General features: G+C 72.0%; 18 protein-coding genes and 1 riboswitch. Of the genes, 14 read left to right on the top strand and 4 right to left on the bottom strand.

Features of this window, described 5'->3' with window-relative positions; translation table 11 throughout:
• Positions 1 to 59 precede the first annotated feature (59 nt).
• The 7 genes from CLV40_RS05870 to CLV40_RS05840 all read left to right on the top strand — a co-directional run bounded on the left by CLV40_RS05870 (position 60) and on the right by CLV40_RS05840 (position 8,464).
• The gene (locus CLV40_RS05870) at positions 60 to 707 is read left to right on the top strand and encodes a hypothetical protein (protein WP_104477680.1); all 648 of its coding nucleotides are present in this window, start codon (positions 60 to 62) and stop codon (positions 705 to 707) included.
• An 81-nt stretch (positions 708 to 788) separates the two neighbouring features.
• Positions 789 to 1,817: an L-glyceraldehyde 3-phosphate reductase gene (gene mgrA / locus CLV40_RS05865; RefSeq protein ID WP_104477678.1), complete on the top strand. Its 1,029-nt coding sequence runs from the start codon at positions 789 to 791 to the stop codon at positions 1,815 to 1,817.
• Between the two features lie 141 nt (positions 1,818 to 1,958).
• Positions 1,959 to 2,477 carry a diaminobutyrate acetyltransferase gene (ectA, locus tag CLV40_RS05860; protein WP_104477677.1) on the top strand — a complete coding sequence of 173 codons (519 nt, stop codon included), beginning with the start codon at positions 1,959 to 1,961 and terminating at the stop codon, positions 2,475 to 2,477.
• A gap of 20 nt (positions 2,478 to 2,497) precedes the next feature.
• Complete coding sequence (gene ectB / locus CLV40_RS05855) at positions 2,498 to 3,748, top strand: diaminobutyrate--2-oxoglutarate transaminase (RefSeq protein WP_104477675.1); 1,251 nt, start codon at positions 2,498 to 2,500, stop codon at positions 3,746 to 3,748.
• An 18-nt stretch (positions 3,749 to 3,766) separates the two neighbouring features.
• On the top strand, positions 3,767 to 4,162 hold the full coding sequence (locus tag CLV40_RS05850; RefSeq protein WP_104477673.1) for an ectoine synthase: 396 nt from the start codon (positions 3,767 to 3,769) through the stop codon (positions 4,160 to 4,162).
• Positions 4,163 to 4,190: 28 nt separating this feature from the next.
• On the top strand, positions 4,191 to 5,090 hold the full coding sequence (gene thpD / locus CLV40_RS05845; protein WP_104477671.1) for an ectoine hydroxylase: 900 nt from the start codon (positions 4,191 to 4,193) through the stop codon (positions 5,088 to 5,090).
• A gap of 587 nt (positions 5,091 to 5,677) precedes the next feature.
• Positions 5,678 to 8,464, top strand: coding sequence for an AfsR/SARP family transcriptional regulator (locus CLV40_RS05840; protein WP_146107942.1), 2,787 nt, complete (start codon positions 5,678 to 5,680; stop codon positions 8,462 to 8,464).
• A gap of 182 nt (positions 8,465 to 8,646) precedes the next feature.
• On the opposite strand, the gene CLV40_RS05835 is transcribed toward CLV40_RS05840, so the two are convergent.
• Entirely contained in the window at positions 8,647 to 9,441 is a 795-nt protein-coding gene (locus CLV40_RS05835) for an SGNH/GDSL hydrolase family protein (RefSeq protein ID WP_104477667.1), read from the bottom strand.
• Positions 9,442 to 9,639: 198 nt separating this feature from the next.
• Between CLV40_RS05835 and CLV40_RS05830 the strand changes: the two genes are divergently transcribed.
• Complete coding sequence (locus CLV40_RS05830; protein ID WP_245931104.1) at positions 9,640 to 10,299, top strand: DUF3159 domain-containing protein; 660 nt, start codon at positions 9,640 to 9,642, stop codon at positions 10,297 to 10,299.
• A 4-nt stretch (positions 10,300 to 10,303) separates the two neighbouring features.
• On the opposite strand, the gene CLV40_RS05825 is transcribed toward CLV40_RS05830, so the two are convergent.
• Complete coding sequence (locus tag CLV40_RS05825) at positions 10,304 to 11,200, bottom strand: N-acetylglucosamine kinase (protein ID WP_245931102.1); 897 nt, start codon at positions 11,198 to 11,200, stop codon at positions 10,304 to 10,306.
• 616 nt (positions 11,201 to 11,816) lie between these two features.
• Between CLV40_RS05825 and CLV40_RS05820 the strand changes: the two genes are divergently transcribed.
• Together CLV40_RS05820 and CLV40_RS05815 are read left to right on the top strand one after the other, a co-directional pair.
• Positions 11,817 to 12,575, top strand: a complete 759-nt coding sequence (locus CLV40_RS05820) for a GntR family transcriptional regulator (protein ID WP_104477661.1) — start codon at positions 11,817 to 11,819, stop codon at positions 12,573 to 12,575.
• Between the two features lie 4 nt (positions 12,576 to 12,579).
• Positions 12,580 to 14,061: an MFS transporter gene (locus CLV40_RS05815; protein ID WP_281261644.1), complete on the top strand. Its 1,482-nt coding sequence runs from the start codon at positions 12,580 to 12,582 to the stop codon at positions 14,059 to 14,061.
• On the opposite strand, the gene CLV40_RS05810 is transcribed toward CLV40_RS05815, so the two are convergent.
• Complete coding sequence (locus CLV40_RS05810) at positions 14,051 to 14,998, bottom strand: threonine ammonia-lyase (RefSeq protein ID WP_104477848.1); 948 nt, start codon at positions 14,996 to 14,998, stop codon at positions 14,051 to 14,053. The two genes, CLV40_RS05815 and CLV40_RS05810, sit on opposite strands and share 11 nt — an antisense overlap.
• A gap of 128 nt (positions 14,999 to 15,126) precedes the next feature.
• On the opposite strand from CLV40_RS05810, the gene CLV40_RS05805 reads away from it, so the two are divergent.
• Positions 15,127 to 15,849, top strand: a complete 723-nt coding sequence (locus tag CLV40_RS05805) for a hypothetical protein (protein ID WP_104477659.1) — start codon at positions 15,127 to 15,129, stop codon at positions 15,847 to 15,849.
• Positions 15,850 to 15,867: 18 nt separating this feature from the next.
• Here CLV40_RS05805 and thiE read toward each other — a convergent pair whose 3' ends face one another.
• Complete coding sequence (gene thiE / locus CLV40_RS05800) at positions 15,868 to 16,524, bottom strand: thiamine phosphate synthase (RefSeq protein WP_104477657.1); 657 nt, start codon at positions 16,522 to 16,524, stop codon at positions 15,868 to 15,870.
• 32 nt (positions 16,525 to 16,556) lie between these two features.
• A riboswitch (TPP riboswitch) is annotated at positions 16,557 to 16,664 on the top strand.
• Between thiE and thiO the strand changes: the two genes are divergently transcribed.
• From thiO to thiG, 3 genes are all read left to right on the top strand, one after another.
• Complete coding sequence (thiO, locus tag CLV40_RS05795) at positions 16,658 to 17,770, top strand: glycine oxidase ThiO (protein ID WP_104477655.1); 1,113 nt, start codon at positions 16,658 to 16,660, stop codon at positions 17,768 to 17,770. It overlaps the preceding riboswitch by 7 nt.
• Positions 17,767 to 17,967: a sulfur carrier protein ThiS gene (gene thiS, locus CLV40_RS05790; RefSeq protein WP_104477653.1), complete on the top strand. Its 201-nt coding sequence runs from the start codon at positions 17,767 to 17,769 to the stop codon at positions 17,965 to 17,967. Before thiO ends, thiS begins: the two co-directional genes overlap by 4 nt.
• 1 nt (position 17,968) lies before the next feature.
• Positions 17,969 to 18,724, top strand: coding sequence for a thiazole synthase (gene thiG, locus CLV40_RS05785; protein ID WP_104477651.1), 756 nt, complete (start codon positions 17,969 to 17,971; stop codon positions 18,722 to 18,724).
• Positions 18,725 to 19,032 lie beyond the last annotated feature (308 nt).

The following is a 19,032-nucleotide window of genomic DNA, read 5'->3' as shown; positions in this document are numbered from 1 at the left end:
GGGTGACACCCCGCGCCCGGCACCCCCGGCCGCGCGGGCGCCGCCGGTAGGTTCGCCGCATGTCCGACTTCGACGACATGGTCCGCCGCGCCCAGGCCGATCTCGCCGGGCACGTGCTGCCCGCCCTGCGCGCCCGGCTCATGGCGCAGCCCCGCGAGTGGCTGGTCGACCAACTCCTGGCCGAGGCGGCGGCGAGGTTGGGTGGGGTACCGGCCCAGCGCCCCGGCGAGTCGGGCCACCTACCGCGCCCCTTGACCCTCGACGAGCAGGTACTCGCAGAGCACACGGCGCGTCTTGGCGCGTTCGACACCAGCGCGTGCCTGGTCGACCCGCCCCCGCCGGGCGGCGCCATGATCGGCCCCGCCCAGCGCACCGCCCACGGCGAAGACCTCCTCCGCCTCGCGAAAGACCTGCTCTACGCGGCCCTCTTCGGCGAACCCACCCACGGCGTCCTCCTGGACCGCGTGCGCCAAGAGTCCATCACCCTCACCGTGCCCAGGTGGAAGGCGGAGGTCTTCACCTTCATCCACCGAGGCCCCACCGACCTCGACAGCGACGGCGCCATCCACCTCTCCTACGGCGAAGTGGAACCCGGCGTGGTCAGCGACGCCGTGGTCGCCGCCCTCCGCGTCATCAACCGCCTGGAGATCAACGAGGAAGTCCTCTACGCCCGCATGATCGAACAGGGCCAGGGCACCCTCATCTGACGGCGGCTAGCGCCACCCGTGGGTACCGTTGGCTGGGAGTCCCGCTGGGGAGTGGCGGGGATCCGCGAGCGAAGGAGATCCATGCCGTACGAGGCCGCCGCCAGCCGCTACGACGACACCGCTTATCGCCGTTGTGGGCGGAGCGGGCTGCTGCTCCCCCCGATCTCCCTCGGTCTCTGGCACAACTTCGGCGACGACCGCCCCCTCGACACCTCCCGCGCCATCCTCCGCCGCGCCTTCGACCTCGGCGTCACCCACTTCGACCTGGCCAACAACTACGGCCCCCCGTACGGCAGCGCCGAAGCCAACTTCGGCCGCGTCCTCGCCACCGACCTCAAGCCCTACCGCGACGAACTGGTCATCTCCACCAAGGCGGGCTACGACATGTGGCCCGGCCCCTACGGCGACCACGGCTCCCGCAAGTACCTCCTGTCCTCTTTGGACCAATCCCTGACCCGTCTGGGCCTCGACTACGTAGACATCTTCTACTCCCACCGCTTCGACCCCGACACCCCGCTCGAAGAAACCGTCGGCGCTCTCATCTCCGCAGTGCAGCAAGGAAAAGCCCTCTACGTAGGCGTCTCCTCCTACTCCCCATCCGCCACCCGCCGAGCAGCCGAGATCCTGCGTGGCGCAGGCGTCCCACTCCTGATCCACCAACCGTCCTACTCGCTGCTCAACCGCTGGGTGGAAGCGGGACTCCTCGACACCCTCGACGAACTCGGGTCCGGCTGCATCGCCTTCTCCCCGCTCGGCCAAGGCCTGCTCACCGACCGCTACCTCGACGGCATCCCGGAAGGTTCCCGCGCCAGCCGCCCGTCCTCGCTCTCCACCGAGCTCCTCTCCGACGAGAACCTCGCGCGCGTGCGCGGTCTCAACGAGATCGCCAAGAGCCGCGGCCAGTCCCTCGCCCAGCTCGCCATCTCCTGGGTCCTGCGCGACCGCCGGGTGACGTCCGCCCTGGTCGGCGCCAGTTCCGTGGCCCAGTTGGAAGCGAACCTCGCCGCCCGCGACGCGCCGCCGTTCACCGACGACGAGTTGGCCGCCATCGACCGGTACGCGGTCGACTCCGGCATCGACCTGTGGCAATCCTCCCGGACGTCCGGTTGATCCGTTAACACGCCACCGACGAGGAGGGCAACCGTCCTGTTGCCCTCCTCACCGGTGATCCGGTGTATCCCCAGGTAAACCCGCGTGTCGGCAAACCGCTCGCCCGGTCCGCCCGCGGCGCCGCTGTTACGTTTCCTGAGTATGTCCGGGGAAACGCACGACATCACCATCACTGAACCGTCCACTGCGGACGGTTCCGAGCTGTGGCGGATCGCCCGCGATTCGCACACCCTCGACCTCAACTCCTCCTACGCCTACCTGCTCTGGTGCCGCGACTTCGCCGCGACCTCCGCGGTGGCCACCAAGAACGGGCGGCCCGTCGGGTTCGTCATCGGGTTCGTCCGGCCCACCGAGCCGGAGACGGTCGTGGTCTGGCAGATCGCCGTCGACGCCGACCAGCGCGGTCAGGGCATCGCGGGCAGATTGCTCGACCACCTCATCGACCGCATGGCCGCGCAGGGTGTGCGCAACCTGGAGACCACCATCTCGCCCGGCAACGGCGCCTCCATCGCGTTGTTCCGCGCCCTCGCCGAGCGACTCGGCGTGGGCCTGCGGCGGGCGGACCTGTTCGCCGAGGCCCACTTCCCCGACGACCACGAGCCGGAAGACCTCTACCGCATCGGCCCGTTCACCCGGATCCGCGAGACCGTCCCGGTCTGAAACCTCGCCAGGAGAAATGAATGAGCGTGTTCGAGACCCTTGAGTCCGAGGTGCGCAGCTACAGCCGCGGTTGGCCCGTGGTGTTCGAGCGCGCCGTCGGCGCCCACATGTACGACGAGTCCGGCAAGTCCTATGTGGACTTCTTCGCCGGTGCGGGGGCGCTCAACTACGGCCACAACAACCCGGTGCTCAAACAGGCGGTCGTGGACTACATCCTGCGCGACGGGGTGACCCACGGCCTGGACATGAACACCGTCGCCAAGCGGGACTTCCTGGAGTCCTTCCGCGACATCGTGCTGCGCCCGCGCGACCTCGACTACAAGGTCATGTTCCCCGGACCGGCGGGCGCCAACGCCGTCGAGGCCGCGCTGAAGCTGGCCCGCAAGGTCACCGGCCGCGAGTCGGTCGTCAACTTCACCAACGCGTTCCACGGGATGACGCTGGGCGCGCTCTCGGTGACCGGCAACTCGATGAAGCGCGGCGGCGCGGGCATCCCGCTGGTGCACGCCACCCCGATGCCCTACGACAACTACCTCGACGGCCGGGTGCCCGACTTCCTCTGGTTCGAGCGCCTGCTCGCCGACAGCGGCAGCGGCCTCAACGAGCCCTCCGCGGTGATCGTGGAGACCGTGCAGGGCGAGGGCGGCATCAACGCCGCGCGCATCGAGTGGATCCAGGGCCTGGCCGACCTGTGCGAACGCCACGGCATGCTGCTGATCGTCGACGACGTGCAGATGGGCTGCGGCCGCACCGGCCCGTTCTTCAGCTTCGAGGCCGCGGGCATCACCCCGGACATCGTCTGCCTGTCCAAGTCCATCGGCGGCTTCGGTCTCCCGCTCGCGGTCACCCTGCTCAAGCCGGAGCTCGACGTCTGGGAACCCGGCGAGCACAACGGCACGTTCCGCGGCATCAACCCGGCCTTCGTGGCCGCGAGCGAGGCGTTGCGCACCTACTGGACCGACGACACCCTGGAGAAGGGCACGCTGGCCAAGGGCGAACAGGTCGAGCGGGTACTGCTGGGCATCGCCGAGCGCTACCCGGGCGCGGACCTGCGCGCCAAGGGGCGGGGCCTGGCCAGGGGGCTGCGCTTCACCGACGGCGCCACCGCGGGTCAGGTGTGCCGCCACGCCTTCGAGCGCGGCCTGCTCATGGAGACCTCCGGCCCGGACGGCGAGGTCGCCAAGGTCATGCCGCCGCTCACCATCACCGACGACGAGCTCGACGAGGGCCTGCGGATCCTGACCGACTCGGTGTCCGCGACCCTGAGCTGAGCGACCTGGAGGCCGACGATGATCGTCCGCACGCTCGACGAGATCACCGACACCGACCGCGACGTCAAGACCGCGAACTGGCGCAGCAAACGCATCGTCCTCGGGGGCGACCGCGTCGGCTTCTCGGTGCACGAGACCACGCTGTACCCGGGCGCGGTCAACGACTTCTGGTACGCCAACCACATCGAGGCCGTCTTCGTCATCGACGGCGAGGGCGAGCTGCTGAACAAGGAGACCGGCGAGACCCACAAGCTGGGCCCCGGCTCGATGTACCTGCTCGACGGGCACGAGCGCCACCAGCTGCGCCCGATCACCCGGATGCGCACGTTCTGCGTCTTCAACCCCCCGGTCACCGGCCGGGAGGTGCACGACGAGAACGGCGTCTACCCGCTGATCACCGAGGAGGACCGGTGACCGGCACCCCGACCGCCGAGGAGGACCGATGACCATCGCCGACGTCCGAATCGAGGACCACTACCGCACCCGCACCGCCGAGCCGCTCGGCCTGACCGACCGGCCGGAGCCGACGGTGCACCCCGGCGTCGACGGCCCGATCGACCCGGCGACCCTGGCGTCGCACGAGGCGCGCGGCTATTCGGTCTACGACAACCTGCTCAGCGCGGGCGAGGTCGAGGCGTTCCGCGCCGAATTGGACCGGCTCACCCGCGACGAGGCCCTGCGCGCCGACGAGCGCACGATCGTCGAGCGCGCCTCCGCCGAGGTCCGCTCGATCTTCGAGGTGCACCGGGTCAGCGGCCTGATCGCCGAACTGGTCCGCGATCCGCGGGTGCTCGACCGGGCCCGGCAGGTGCTGGGCTCGGAGGTCTACGTGCACCAGAGCCGGGTCAACTACATGCCCGGCTTCCAGGGCAAGGGCTTCTACTGGCACTCCGACTTCGAGACCTGGCACGCCGAGGACGGCATGCCGACGCCGCGCGCGGTGAGCATGTCGATCGCGTTGACGGAAAACTACCCGTTCAACGGCGGCCTGATGGTCATGCCCGGCTCGCACCGCACGTTCGTGCCGTGCGTGGGGGAGACCCCGGCCGACAACTACAGGGCTTCGCTGACCGAGCAGGAGATCGGCGTCCCCAGCCGGGCGCACATCACCGCGCTGGCCGCCGAGTGCGGCATCGACCAGTTCACCGGTCCGGCGGGCTCGGCGCTGCTGTTCGACAGCAACATCATGCACGGCTCGGGGAACAACATCACGCCGTTTCCCCGGTCCAACATCTTCGTGGTTTTCAACTCCGCGGAGAACGCGCTGGTGGACCCGTTCGCCGCTCCGGCGCCGCGACCGGACTTCATCGCCGCCCGCACGTTCACACCGCTGAGCCGCTAGTTGGCTCGTGCGTCGAGATGACCGGGGGTGACCCCCTTGTGATCTTACGTGACCTGAGTGTTATCGTCGGGTGCGCTCCGCGGCCGGTTGATCGAGAGCTGGTCGGGGTCCCACTCGGGGTGGACCCGACGTGCTGTTGACCAACACCGCGGAGTACGGCCCCGCCCACCGACCCGGGAATCGGTGCGTGCGGGGCCGACCCATGTGCGGCCACCCTGGGCTGGGCCGGTCCGCATCGGCGGGCCAATTCCGCGGGGCTCGCCCACCTTCCGGTAGCGAATACGCCGGGTGTCGTATTCGCACCACTTCGTCCTTCCTAGCGGTGATCCCCACCCGCCTTTGTCGTTTCCCCGCTGTTGCGGTCTGTGTGCCCCCATTCGCGGATAGGCCGGTTATTCGCCGACCCCACTTCGCGTTACGCCATACGGTTGACGACCGCGCTTTTCGGTCCGCCGGTTGCCGGTTCGTCCTAGGTTTGTCATAGGGAGCGCTGAAACCGGCTTAGGGGAGCCGGTCCGATCGGGGGGTGGTACCGAGTGGCGCATGTCGCGCTCGCGCGTCCGGAGCAATCCGGACCGCGGTTTTGCGTGCTGGGCCCGGTTTGCGCGCTGGTGGGGGAGAACACGCTGGTCCCCGGGGGGCCGGGGCTGCGTGGGATGCTGGCGATGCTGCTGTTGGAGCCCAATCAGGTGGTCTCGGTCGAGCGCGTCATGGACGTGCTCTGGGACCACGAACCGCCCGCGACCGCGCGGACGATCGTGCAGGGGTACGTGTCCAGGCTGCGCCGTTGGATGTCCACAGTGGACCCGACGCGGGAGACCAGGATCCAGACCTCCGGCCCCGGCTACCGGCTGGTGGTCGACGAGGCCCGCATCGACGTCGCGCTGGCCCGCGAACTGCTGGCCGCCTCGCGCGGCAGGCCCGCCGCCGAGCGGGCCGAACTGCTGGCCAGGGCCCAGGGCCTGTGGCGCGGACCGGAGCTCTCCGGCATCGGCGGGCGGGTGCGCGCGCCGGAACTGGCCGAACTGCGGCTCACCGTGCTCGAGGCCCGCATCGACGCCGACCTGGAACTCGGGCGCCACGACGAGGTGATCGGCGAACTCGCCGCCCTGGTCGACACCCACCCGTTCCGCGAACACCTGGTCGGGCAGCTGGCGCTGGCGCTCTACCGCTCCGGCAGGCGCGCCGCCGCGCTGGAGATCTACCAGCGCTTCGCCCACCGCGCCGCCCGCGAACTCGGCCTCGACCCCGGTCCCGGTCTGCGCGAGCTGCACAGCCGGATCCTGCGCGACGACACCGCGCTGCTCCAGTCGCGCCCGCCCGCGGTGGTCGCGCCCCGGGTCGGCGTGCTCACCCCGGCGCAGCTGCCCGCCGCGCCGAGCGGGTTCACCGGCCGCGAGCCGGACCTGGGCTGGCTCGACGACGTCCGCCTCGGCGCCGACGGCACCGCGCCCGCAATCGGCGTACTGGTCGGGCCCGCGGGGGTCGGCAAGAGCGCGCTGGCGGTGGTCTGGGGCACCCGGGCCGCCGGGGAGTTCCCCGACGGCAGGCTCTACGCCGCGCTGCGCGGGTTCGACCCGGACCACGAGCCGGTCGAGCCCGCCGAGGTGCTGGCCCGGTTCCTGCTCGCCCTCGGCGTGGCCGCCGAGCACATCCCCGAGGACCTGACCGAGCGGGTCACCTTCTACCGCTCGCTGCTCGCCGACCGCAGGCTGCTCGTGGTGCTCGACGACGCCCGCGACTCCGACCAGGTGCGCCCGCTGTTACCCGGCGCGCCCGGCGCGATGGTGCTGGTCACCAGCAGGCGCAGGCTCGACGGCCTGGTGACCGACGGCGCCGCGCTGCGCGTGCTCGACACCCTGCCGCCGGAGGAGGCCGAGGCGGTGATCGCGCACGCCGCCGGGCCACCGGCCGCGGACGAGCGCGACCTGCGCGCCCGGCTGGCCAAGCTCTGCGGCCACCTGCCGCTGGCGCTGCGGATCGCGGGCGCCCGGTTGGTCGTCAGTCCACAGTGGTCACTCCAGGAGCTGGTCGACGAACTCGCCGACGAGCACACCCGGCTCAGCGCGCTGCGGGTGCAGGACGTGGACACCGGCGTGCGCGCCGCGCTCGACCTCACCTACGGCGGCCTCGACGCGGCCCAGGCCGAGGCGCTGCGGCTGCTCGGCGCGGTGCCCGGCCCCACGGTCGGCCCGCACCTGCTGGCCACCATGGTCGCCCGCTGCCCGCACGACTCCGCCGTCGCGGGCGAGGACGACCGGGTGGCCGCCGCCCGCGACTGGCTGCGCGCGCTGGCCGCGCTGTTCCTGGTCACCGAGACCGACCTCGACGTGTTCGGCATGCACGACCTGGTCCGCCTCTACGCCCGCGAACTGGGGCCTGACGTCGACCTGCTGCCCGTGGTGCTGCGCTACTACCTGGTCGCCGCCGACATCGCCCGCAGGCACCTGCGCGCGGTCGCCGACGACCTGGACTACGCCGACGGCCACCAGGACGTGCCGCGACCGCGGATCGCGGGCCGCGAGGAGGCGCTGGCCTGGTTCGAGCGGGAGTGGCCCAACCTGATCGCCGCCGCCGAGGCGGGTGCCAAGGCGGGCCTGCACACCGAGGTGTGGCAGCTGGCCAGGATGGCGGGCGACTTCCGCCGGGTGCGCTCCCGGCGCGACGACTGGGAGCACGTGCTGCGGCTGGGCCTGGAGTCCGCGCGGTCCGCGGGCGACCGGCGCGGCGAGGTGCTGATGCGGCTGAGCCGGTGCGTGCTGCTGACCCGCTTCGACCAGGAGGACGAGACCGTCGCCGACGCCGAGCGCGCGGTGGCGATCGCGACCGAATTGCGTGATTCCAAGCTGATGGCGATGGGCTTCAACACCGTGGCGGGCGCCCTCTACGGGCAGAAGCGCTACGGCGAGGCGCTGGCCGGGTACCGCAAGGCGCTGGAGCTCTCCGGCCGCGCGGGCTACCGGCTGGGGGAGGCCAACCTGCTCAACAACATCGCCCAGGTGCACCGCAACCTCGGGTCGCCGTCGGAGGCGGTGGGCCCGCAGGCGCAGGCGGTCGCGATCTTCCGCGAGGTCGGCGACCACGGCTTCGTCGGCCACGCGCTGGCCAACCTGGCCGAGTTGGAGCACGAGCTGGACCTGGCCGAGGCGGCCGAGTTGCACGCCCGCGAGGCCATCGCGACGGCCGAGGCGCACGGTCTGGACCTCACCGAGGCGTTCGCCCGCGAGGTGCTGGCCCGGGTGCTGCGCGACCGCGGCGACGTCGGTGCCGCCCGGGTTGAGCTGACCCTGGCGCTGGAGCTGTACCGGCTCGTGCAGTCACCGGCCGCCGACGCCGTCCAAGCGGGACTGGCGGCACTGTCCAAGGACGTTTAGTGAACGCTTAGCCGTCCGGGTGCGACGGCCGGCACGCTTTCCGCCCAGGGTGACTGTCGCCACGGTCACCCAGGGCCGCGGCGGGAGAGTCATGGGGGATGCGGCCCGATGTACCGGCCGGCACTCTCGGGGGAGGGAGAGCCGGCCGGTCGTCGTTTCCGGCCTTCCTCGGGGGTTGGGGCTTAAACCCGTGTGTCCGCGCGGAAAGGTCGCAGCTCAGGCCGCTTGGGGGCGAGACCGTCCCCCAGGGACTCGCCGCGGATCTGCCTGCGCACCCACGGGATCAGGTGGGTCGTGGTCCAGGTGATGTCGTCCTGGCGCAGCTGCAACCACGGCCTGCGCTGCTCCATCGGCAGCGGTTCCCGCCAGTCCTCGACGACCGGGACACCGAGCACCTCCGCGGCCCGCAACGCGATCCGGCGGTGACCCTCCGTGGAGAAGTGCAGCCGGTCGTCGCACCAGGACCGGCGGTCGTGCAGCACGCCCATCGACCACAGGTCGACCACCTTGGCGCCGTGCCGCTCGGCGATCGCGCGCAGGTGTCCGTTGTAGATCGCGACCTTGCCGCGCACCCGGCGCAGCAGCGGCTGCACCTTCGGGTCGGGCCCGGTGAAGATCAGCACCTCGCTGCCCGCCGCGCGCAGCGCCGCGACCGCGGTGTCGAACAGCGCGCCCACGTCGTCCACGTCGGTGCCCGGGGTGATGATGTCGTTGCCGCCCCCGCACAACGTCACCAGATCGGGTCGCTCGGCGACCGCGATCGGCACCTGCTCGTCGATGATCTCCCGCAGCAGCTTGCCGCGCAGCGCCAGGTTCGCGTACTGGAAACCCGGCCGCTGGTCGGCCATCACCTCGGCGAGCCGGTCCGCCCAGCCCACGTACTCCTCCGCGCCCCCCGGCGCCGTGTCGTCGCGCTTGTCCCCAACGCCCTCGGTGAAGCTGTCCCCGACGGCGATCCAGCTGTCCCACCCGTGCACAGCCGCCCTCCCCTTCGCGCACCCGGCCGTAACCTGCCCTACAACAACTAAACACGTAGGATGCCCCGACATTCCCACGGGCCGCTACTTGTTTGGCCACAACCACAAAGCGAACACCACACGTCACGGCCGGTAGGCGGTGGCGGGAAGGGCTGGTTAGGGCTACCTAACCAAACCGGCGTGCGGCAGTCTGGGCGGGTGACCGACGCGCGATCCGATTCGCTGTCCGAGCTCCTCGGTGGCCGCCGGGGCGCGGTGGACGCCACCATCCCGCCCCTGGCCTTCGCGGTGGGCTGGCTGGTCTCCGGCAACCGCGTCGAGTGGGGTGCCGCGGCCGCGCTGCTGGCCGCCACCCTCGTCGCGGCCTTCCGGCTCAACCGGGGCGGCAAGGTCACCGCGGTCGTCGGCAGCATCCTGGCCGTGGTCGCCGGGTCCCTGGTCGCGCTGATCACCGGGCGGGGCGAGGACTTCTTCGTGGTCCAACTGCTCTCCAACATCGCCAGCGCGCTCGCCTGGGCCATCAGCATCCTCATCCGCTGGCCGCTGCTCGGCGTGGTGGTCGGCACCATCCTCGGCCAGAAGACCCGCTGGCGCCGCGATCCGGACCTGCTCCGCGCCTACAGCCGGGCGAGCTGGGTCTGGGTCTTCCTCCAGTACACCCTCCGCACGGCGGTGTTCGCGCTGTTCTGGTGGACCGGCAGCGTCACCGCCCTGGCCGTCTCCCGGGTCGCGCTCTCCTGGCCGCTGGTCGCGGTTGTCGTCGCCGCCAGCGCCGCGGTCCTGCGCAAGTCGCTGCCCCCCGACCACCCCGGCCTCCGCCACCCCCGCGCACCGGAGTTGGCGGATAAGTCCCAGTAGGGCCTCAGATCCGCGGTCGGGGCGCGTCCGGGCCGAAGGCGTCGACGGCGGCCAGCCAGGCGGCGCCGAGCGCGGGGTCGGGGGCGTCGAGGAGTTCCCGTCCGGTGAGGAGTTCGCGGACGCGCGCGCCGACCGGGGTGCGCAGCACGCCACCGGCCAGCACGATCGGGCCGCCGCGGTGGACGTCGAGCACCTGGCCCGCCAGGGACTGGGCCGCGCGCTCCAGGATCCCGGCGGCGACCGGATCGTCAATCGCGGCAAGGGAAACCAAAGGGGCGAACCGGGCAAGTCGGATGGGCCGCTCCCGGTTGACCGCCGCGATCACCTTGCCGCTGGCCAAGGCCGAGTGCGCCACGGGCGCGTCGACCGCCTCGAGCACGGACAGCGCCAGCCGACCGAACGCGGTACCCGCCATCACGGCGCGCAAGGTCGCCCGCACGGCCTCCCGGCCGATCCAGAACGCCGAGCCCTCGTCGCCGAGCAGCCAGCCGTAGCCGCCCGAGGTCGCCACGCGGGCGCGGTCGGCGATCCGCACCGCGATCGACCCCGTGCCCGCGATCAGCACCGCGCCGTCCGGCGCGCGCGTCCCCGCCGCGAACGCCACCTCCGAGTCGGTGATCAGCCGGGGGCGCATCGACGAGAAGAACGGCGCGAACGCCTGCTGGACCGCTGGGGTGTTGAACGCCGAACCCGGCATCCCCAGCACGCACGCGAGCAGCTCGTGCCGACCGAGCGCGGTCGTCGCGGCCTCGGCGACGTTGCGCGCGGCCTGCTCGGCGCCGTTCGAGTGCGGGTTGCCGCCGCCCGCCGAACCCCGCCCGACCACGGCGCCGGACTCGTCGAGCGCCACCGCCTCGCTCGACGTCCCGCCCACGTCGATGCCCAGGGCGACCCCGGTCACGACCCCACTACTCCGTTCGGCGTAACATGGTGGAGCCCGCTCCGCTCCACCCCCTCGGCGGAGCGGGCGCTGAAGCATTTCCTCCCGCCACCCACCCCCACGTCCCCGCCCGGCATCGTTCCCGACTTGGCGGGGTGGTGGTCGAATCGCTCCGGCAGCGTCGTTGGCTTGGTGCGCTCGTTCGGCGCCACCCCCGGCCGGGGAGCGCATCCGCGGGGCGGGGAATCGGACCGACGCGTGGTTGTCCGCACCGGCCCAGTCTAGGAAGTGATCACCGGATTCGGGTGACCTTCTTCTGCCCGCACTTCTGCCCGCGTTCCCGTCCGTGTGTTCAACGATCCCCGCGACCGCGTGGCCGTCGCACCGCGCGCCCACGCGGTCTCGATCGTCTCGATAAGGTCGGGTGGGCCACCGCCGCGGCTGACGTGCTCGCTCCGCCGGTGCGCCGTCCACGGCCGCTCAGGCGGTAAGGTCTAGACCAATCACCCCGGGTGGGCGGCCCGCCGCGCCCCGCGAGCCGGTCACGGTCGGACCAAACCGGCGGGGTGTGATCGCGTGGGACACCCCCGACAAGGCATTCTGTTAGGTGTCGGGCGCAAGACTCAGGAGGGACGCCATGCTGGAGATGTCCACGGCCGACGGGTCGGACACGGTGGCGCGCGTGCAACGGGAGCCCAAGTACTGGGGTCTCAAGCGCCACTTGCTCGACCTGCTCGGCTCCATGCCTCCCGGCTCGCCCATCCCAACCGAACGCTCACTGGCCACCGAGTTCGACGTCTCCCGCACGACGGTCCGCCAGGCCCTGGCCGAGCTGACCGTCGAGGGCAGGCTGCTGCGGGTGCAGGGCAAGGGCACCTTCGCCGCGGAGCCCAAGGTCGCGCAGCGGCTGCAGCTGTCCTCCTACACCGAGGACATGCGGGCCCAGGGCCGCGAACCGTCGTCCAAGCTGCTGGAGGTCTCCGAGATCCCCGCCGAGGCCGACCTGGCCCGGTTGCTCGGCATCCGCGCGGGTGCCAAGGTGCTGCGCCTGCACCGGCTGCGGCTGGCGGACGGGGAGCCGATGGCCATGGAGACCACGCACCTGCCGCTCGGCCGCTTCCGCGGCCTGCGCAGGCACGTCAGCGGGGGCGGGTCGCTGTACCAGGTGCTGCGCGAGCGGTTCGACGTCGAGATGGGACACGCCGAGGAGACGATCGAGACCGCGCTGGCCGGTCCGCACGAGGCGGAGCTGCTGGGCGCGGATGTGGGGATGCCGATGCTGCTGCTGTCGCGGCACTCGTTCGACACCGACGAGCGCCCGGTCGAGTGGGTGCGGTCGGTGTACCGGGGCGACCGGTACAAGTTCGTGGCGACGCTGAACCGGCCGACCAAGTAGCCGGGTGACCGAGGTCCGCTGGGGCAGTCCCCAGGCCCGCGGCGTGCTGGCGACCACCGTCCTCGGCTCGGGGATGGCGATGCTCGACGGCAGCGTCGTCAACGTCGCGCTGCCGCGCATCGGGGTGGAGCTGGGCGCGTCGGTGGCCGGTCTGCAGTGGATCCTCGACGGCTACCTGCTGGCCCTCGCGGCGCTGATCCTGGTCGCGGGGTCCCTCGGCGACCGCTACGGCCGCCGGCGGGTGTTCCTGGTCGGAGTGGTGTGGTTCGGTGCCGCGTCGGTGCTGTGCGGGCTGGCGCAGGACACCGGCACGCTGGTCGCCGCCCGCGTCCTCCAGGGTGTCGGCGGCGCGCTGCTGACCCCGGGTTCGCTGGCGATCCTCCAGTCGACCTTCCACCGCGAGGACCGGGCCCGCGCGATCGGCACCTGGTCCGGCCTGGGCGGCATCGCCGCGGCGGCGGGCCCGCTGGTCGGCGGCCTCCTGGTCCAGGCCTGGTCCTGGCGGCTGGCGTTCCTGGTCAACATCCCGGTGGCCGTCGTCTGCGTGCTGCTGGCGCTGCGCTCCGTGCCCGAGTCCCGCGACCCCGAGGTCACTGGTCACCCGGACGTGGCGGGTTCGGTACTGGGCGCGTTCGGGTTGGCCGGGATCACGGCGGCCCTGGTCGAAGCACCGGCCCGCGGTGTGGACTGGCTGGTCGCTTTGTGTGCCGTGGTGGGTGTGGGCGCGCTGGTCGCGTTCGTGCTGTTGCAGAGGCGTCAGCGCGCGCCTCTGGTGCCACCGGTGCTGTTCCGCGGTCACACGTTCGTGGTGGCCAACGCGCTGACGTTCGCGGTCTACGCGGCGCTCGGCGGCGTGATGATGCTGATGGTCATGCAGTTGCAGACCTCGCTGGGCTACTCGCCGACGGCGGCGGGGGTCGCCGGGCTGCCGATCACCGTGATCATGCTCCTGCTCTCGGCCCGCGCCGGGAAACTCGCCACCCGCTTCGGCCCGCGCTGGTTCCTGGTCGTCGGACCGCTGGTGGTGGCCGCCGGGATGCTGCTCATGCTCCGGATCGGTCCGGGGGCCTCGTACGTGGGCGCGGTGCTGCCCGCGGTGCTGGTGTTCGGGTTCGGCTTGGCGGCCGTAGTGGCACCGGTGACCGCGACGGTCCTCGCCGCCGCCCCGGACCGCTACGCAGGCGTGGCGTCGGGCGTCAACAACGCCGTCGCCCGCACGGGCAGCCTGCTGGCGGTGGCCGTGCTGCCCGCCGTGGCAGGCCTGACCGGCGAGGCCTACGCCGACCCGGTGGCGTTGACGAGCAGCTGGCGCACGTCCCTGCTGGTGTGCGCGGGCCTGGCGGCGATCGGCGGCTTGCTGGCGCTCAGTATCCGTGACAACGTCCTGGCCGCCACCCCCGAACCGACCCCGGCCCCCCAACCCGGCGAGTGCTTCCACTGCGGGGTCGAGGGGCCACCGACGCACGTCGTGCCCGCTAGGGCTTGAGCAGGTCCGCGAAGACCTCCGGGTCGACGTTGCCGCCGCTCAGCACGGCGACCGTCTTGCCCTTAGGCAGCTGGTCCGCGTGGTGCAGCAGCCCGGCCGTGGTCACCGCACCACTGGGCTCCGCGACCAGCCGCGCTTTCCGGGCCAGGATGGGCACCGTCGACCGGATCTCCTCCTCCGTGACCGTGATGATCCCGTCGACCAGCGACTTCAGGTGCGCGAAGGTCAACTCCGACGGCTGGCTGCGCAGCCCGTCCGCGATCGTGCGGTTGCGGTCCTCGACCGACCACGACACCCGCTCGCCCTTCGCCAGCCCCTCGGCCGTGTCCCCGGCCAGCGCGGGCTCCACCGCCCAGACCTGCGCCTGGGGTCGCAGCCCCTTCACCGCCGCCGCGATCCCGGACATCAGCCCACCCCCGCTGACCGGCACCAGCACCAGGTCCACATCGGGCAGGTCCGCGACGATCTCCAACCCGATCGTCCCCTGCCCGGCGATCACATCCGGGTGGTCGAACGGCGGCACCAGCGTCGCCCCCTCCCGAGCCACGATCTCCTCCGCCACCACCTCCCGCTGCCCGGGCTTGACCAGCACAACCTCAGCCCCATGGGCCCGGGTGGCCGCCACCTTCACCTTGGGCGTGTCCTCGGGCACCACGATCCAAGCGGGCACCCCGAACACCTTCGCCGCATAAGCGACAGCCTGCGCGTGGTTGCCACTCGAGTACGCCACCACCCCCTTCGCCCGCTGCGCGTCCTCGATCCGGGCCACGGCGTTGAACGCCCCCCGGATCTTGAACGACCCCACGGGCTGCAAACTCTCCGGTTTGATCCACAGTGGACGATCGGCCCACCCGCACGGCACCAGCGGCGTGCGCACGGCGGTCCCCGCGATCCGCCCGGCGGCCGCGGTGATGTCATCGACGGTGACAAGGTTCACCACCCCAGTGTGCACCAAGTCCACTATGGACAACGCGGTGTAGCGAACCTCACCTCGACCCAACCCCCGCAACGCGCGCCGCGTCGCCCCGGTTGAGACCACGAGGGGCAGACCAGCAGAACGGAACCATGACCAAGGAAAACGGACTCCGCATCAGCCAGATCGCCGCGGGCGCCCTGGCCGCCGCCACGGCCGCCGTCCTGGGCTCCACCCTGGGCCTGGCGGGCACGGTCACCGGCGCCGCCATCGCCAGCGTCATCACCACCGTCGGCGGCTCCCTCTACCTGCGCTCCCTGGAGCGCACCACCGAGGGCGTCCGCTCGGTACACGCCAAAATCACGACCCGCAACGGCTCCGTCGTCTCCACCGACGTCTCCACCGACCCGCCGGATGCGGACGACGTCGAGGAACCGACCCCCGACGGGCCGACTCCGGCGAGCCGCCGCCCGTGGGCGCTGGTCGCGGGCGCCGTCCTCGCCTTCGTCCTGGGGATGGCGGTCGTGACGACCCTGGAGTTCGCCCGGGGCGAGTCGCTGTCCGGTGGCCAGGGCACCACTGTCGGCAACCTCGTCCAGCCCCGCGAAACCCCACCCCCGACCACTACGGTCACCGTCCGCGAAACACCGACCACCACACCGTCGGTCCCGCCGACCCTGCCGCCGACGATGCCCTCGGAGACGGGAGTCACCTCCGCACCCCCGACGACCACAACCGAGCCACCGGCGACCACGACCACCCCGCCGGTCACGTCGACCACCCCACCGACAACGACGTCCACGCAGGTCACCCCGCCGCCGACCACCACCACAGCGCAGTCGCCCGCCTCCAACCCAGCGGGCGTAGCACCTTGAGTCAGCGCACCGTGAGCCTCACCCGCGCAACGCCGACGACAACGCCTCCGCCGCCGCCTTCGGGTCCGCCGCCTCCGTGATCGCCCGCACGACCACCACCCGCCGCGCCCCGGCCTCCAGGACCGACGGCAACCGCCCCTGGTCGATCCCCCCGATCGCGAACCACGGCCGCTCGACCTCAGTCGCCGCCGTCTCCCGCACCAACTCCAACCCCGGCGCCGCCCGCCCCGGCTTCGTCGGCGTCGGCCAGCACGGCCCCGTGCAGAAGTAGTCCACCCCCGGCTCCGCCGCCGCGGCCACCGCCTGCGCGAAGTCGTGCGTCGACCGACCGATCACCACCGCGTCCCCCACCACCCGGCGCGCCACCGGCACCGGCAGGTCGTCCTGACCCAGGTGCAGGACATCCGCCCCCGCCGCCAGCGCGACGTCCGCCCGGTCGTTCACCGACAGCAACGCCCCGTGCGCCGCGCACACCTCCGCGATCACCGAGAGCGCCCGCAGTTCCGGGCCCGCCTCCAACCCCTTGTCCCGCAACTGCACGATGTCCACCCCGCCCGCCAGCGCCGCGTCGACGAAATCGGCGAGGTCTCCGCGGTCGGTTCGGGCGTCCGTGCACAGGTAGAGGCGTGCGTCGGTGAGCTTGGCCCTGATCTGGTCCCCGTCTAGTCCTGGCATGGAGTTGACGCTAGCGCCTGCGCTACGGTGGGGGTCGGTCGCACGGGAGTCCGGTGAACGGGCTGAGAGGGAGCTGCGTCGCTCCGACCGTCGAACCTGATCCGGGTCATGCCGGCGCAGGGAGCGTGGTGACATGAGGCAGGCAAGGCACATCGCCGTCGTGGGTGGTGGCGTCATCGGGTTGTCGGTGGCGTGGTGGTTGGCCGACGCGGGCTACCCCGTCACACTCGTGGACCCCGAACCGGCGCGTGGCGCGTCGTGGCTGGCGGGGGGCATGCTCGCGCCGGTCACGGAGTCGTGGCCGGGGGAGGAGGACGCCCTCGAACTGGGCAGCGCGTCCCTCGACCGCTGGCCCGCCTTCGCCGCCAAGCTCGCCGAAGCGGCCGACGACCCGGGCCTGCGCCGAGAAGGCACCCTCGCCCTGGCCGTCGACTCCGCCGACGTCGGCACCCTCGACCTCCTCGCCGACCACCTCCGCGACCTGGGCCGGGACGTCACCCGTCTCACCCCTCGGGAACTCCGGGCACTCGAACCCGGCCTCTCCCCGAGCGTCCGAAGTGGACTGCACGTCCCCGGCGACCTGGCCGTCGACAACCGGGCCCTCCTCGACTCCCTTTACTCCGCTTGTGTACGAACAGGTGTGGACTTCGTCACCCAACAAGCGCGTACAATCGATGGCGGCGCGGTGCACCTCGCAGACGAGTCCACTGTGGAATGTGCGGCAGTGGTCCTCTCCGCGGGCGCCTGGAGCGGCCGGCTGCACCCGGCGCTGAGCGTCGTCCGCCCGGTCAAGGGCGAGATCCTCCGCCTCAAGGCCCGCCCCGGCACCCTCCCCGCCCCGACCCGCACCATCCGCGCGCACGTCGAGTCCCGCCCCGTCTACCTGGTCCCGCGCGCAGGCGGCCTCGTCCTCGGCGCGACCCAGCACGACGTCGGTTTCGACGAGGAGGTCACCGTCGGCGGCGTCCGCGACCTGCTCCGCGACGCCGAGCGGGTCCTGCCCGGCATAGCCGAGTACGCCCTCACCGAGACCGCCGCCGGTCTCCGCGCGGGCAGCCCGGACAACCTGCCGATCATCGGCTGGGTCGCGCCGGGCGTGCTCGCCGCGACCGGCCACCACCGCAACGGCCTGCTGCTGGCACCGGTCACCGCCGAGGCCGTGCTGGCGCTGCTGCGCGAAGAAGATGTCCCGGCCCGCGTCCGCGCGGCCGACCCGTCCCGGTTCGGTGTGGGAGTCGCCCGATGAGGATCCAGGTCAACGGCGCCCGGCGCGAGGTCGCCGACAGCGCCACCGTCGCCGAGGTGCTCGACGCGCTCGGCATGCCCGCTGCGGGCATCGCGGTCGCGCTCGACGGCGAGGTCGTCCCGCGCGCCGCGCACGCCGCGACCCCGGTGGCCGAGGGTGCCGTGCTGGAAGTGCTGACCGCCGTGCAGGGAGGCTGACGTGGACGACCCGCTGATCATCGCCGACCGGGAGTACACCTCCCGCCTCATCACCGGAACCGGCGGCGCCGCCAACCTGTCCGTCCTCGAGCGCGCCCTGGTCGCCTCCGGCACCGAACTCACCACGGTGTCCCTCAGACGCGTGGACACCGAAGGCGGCACCGGAGTCCTGGAAATCCTGCGCAGACTAGGCATCGACCCACTGCCCAACACCGCGGGCTGCCGCACCGCCGCCGAAGCCGTACTGACGGCCAAACTCGCCCGCGAGGCCTTGGGCACCAACTGGATCAAACTGGAGGTGATCGCCGACGACCGCACCCTCCTCCCTGATCCCCTGGAACTCCTCGACGCCGCCCAAACCCTGGTGGCAGACGGTTTTGTAGTTCTGCCCTACACCAACGACGACCCGGTCCTGGCCCTCCGCCTGGAGGAGGCGGGCTGCGCGGCGGTCATGCCCCTCGGCTCCCCGATCGGCACCGGCCTGGGCATCCGCAACCAGCACAACATCGAGTTGATCGTCGCCCGCGCAGGCGTCCCGGTCATCCTCGACGCGGGCATCGGCACGGCCTCCGACGCCACCCTCGCCATGGAACTCGGCTGCTCAGCGGTACTGCTGGCGACCGCGGTCACCCGAGCCGCCGACCCGGAGAAGATGGCCACCGCCATGCGCGCCGCGGTCACGGCGGGTCGACTCGCCCGCTCAGCAGGCCGGATCCCCCAACGCTTCTGGGCCCAGGCCTCCAGCCCACCCCGGTAGCTCCCGCTCGTACAGACTCGTAGGCCACCGCGCACCCGGCGGGTCGTAGGTTGTTCTCCACCAACGCGTCCTCAGCCAACGCGTCCTCAACCAGCAGAGCTTCCCCGGCCGCGATCTGCCCCGAACGGACTCCACCGGAAACCGCGACGGCCACTGGTCGACGCCCCGCCCCCGCAACCAGGCAGCCGCCTCCCCGAGCAGGTCGAGCAGGATGTCTTCCTCGCCCGCCAGCGCAGGCCGGATGGTGAGGTCCCCGAACAGCGGCTCGGCCCGATCCAGGATCGCCACACCCAGATGATCCCCTGCCG

Source organism: Actinokineospora auranticolor, assembly GCF_002934265.1.
In the GTDB taxonomy this organism is placed as follows: Bacteria; Actinomycetota; Actinomycetes; order Mycobacteriales; family Pseudonocardiaceae; genus Actinokineospora; species Actinokineospora auranticolor.
Note: the sequence above shows the minus strand (reverse complement) of the source record. Positions and strands in the feature narration are given on the sequence as shown.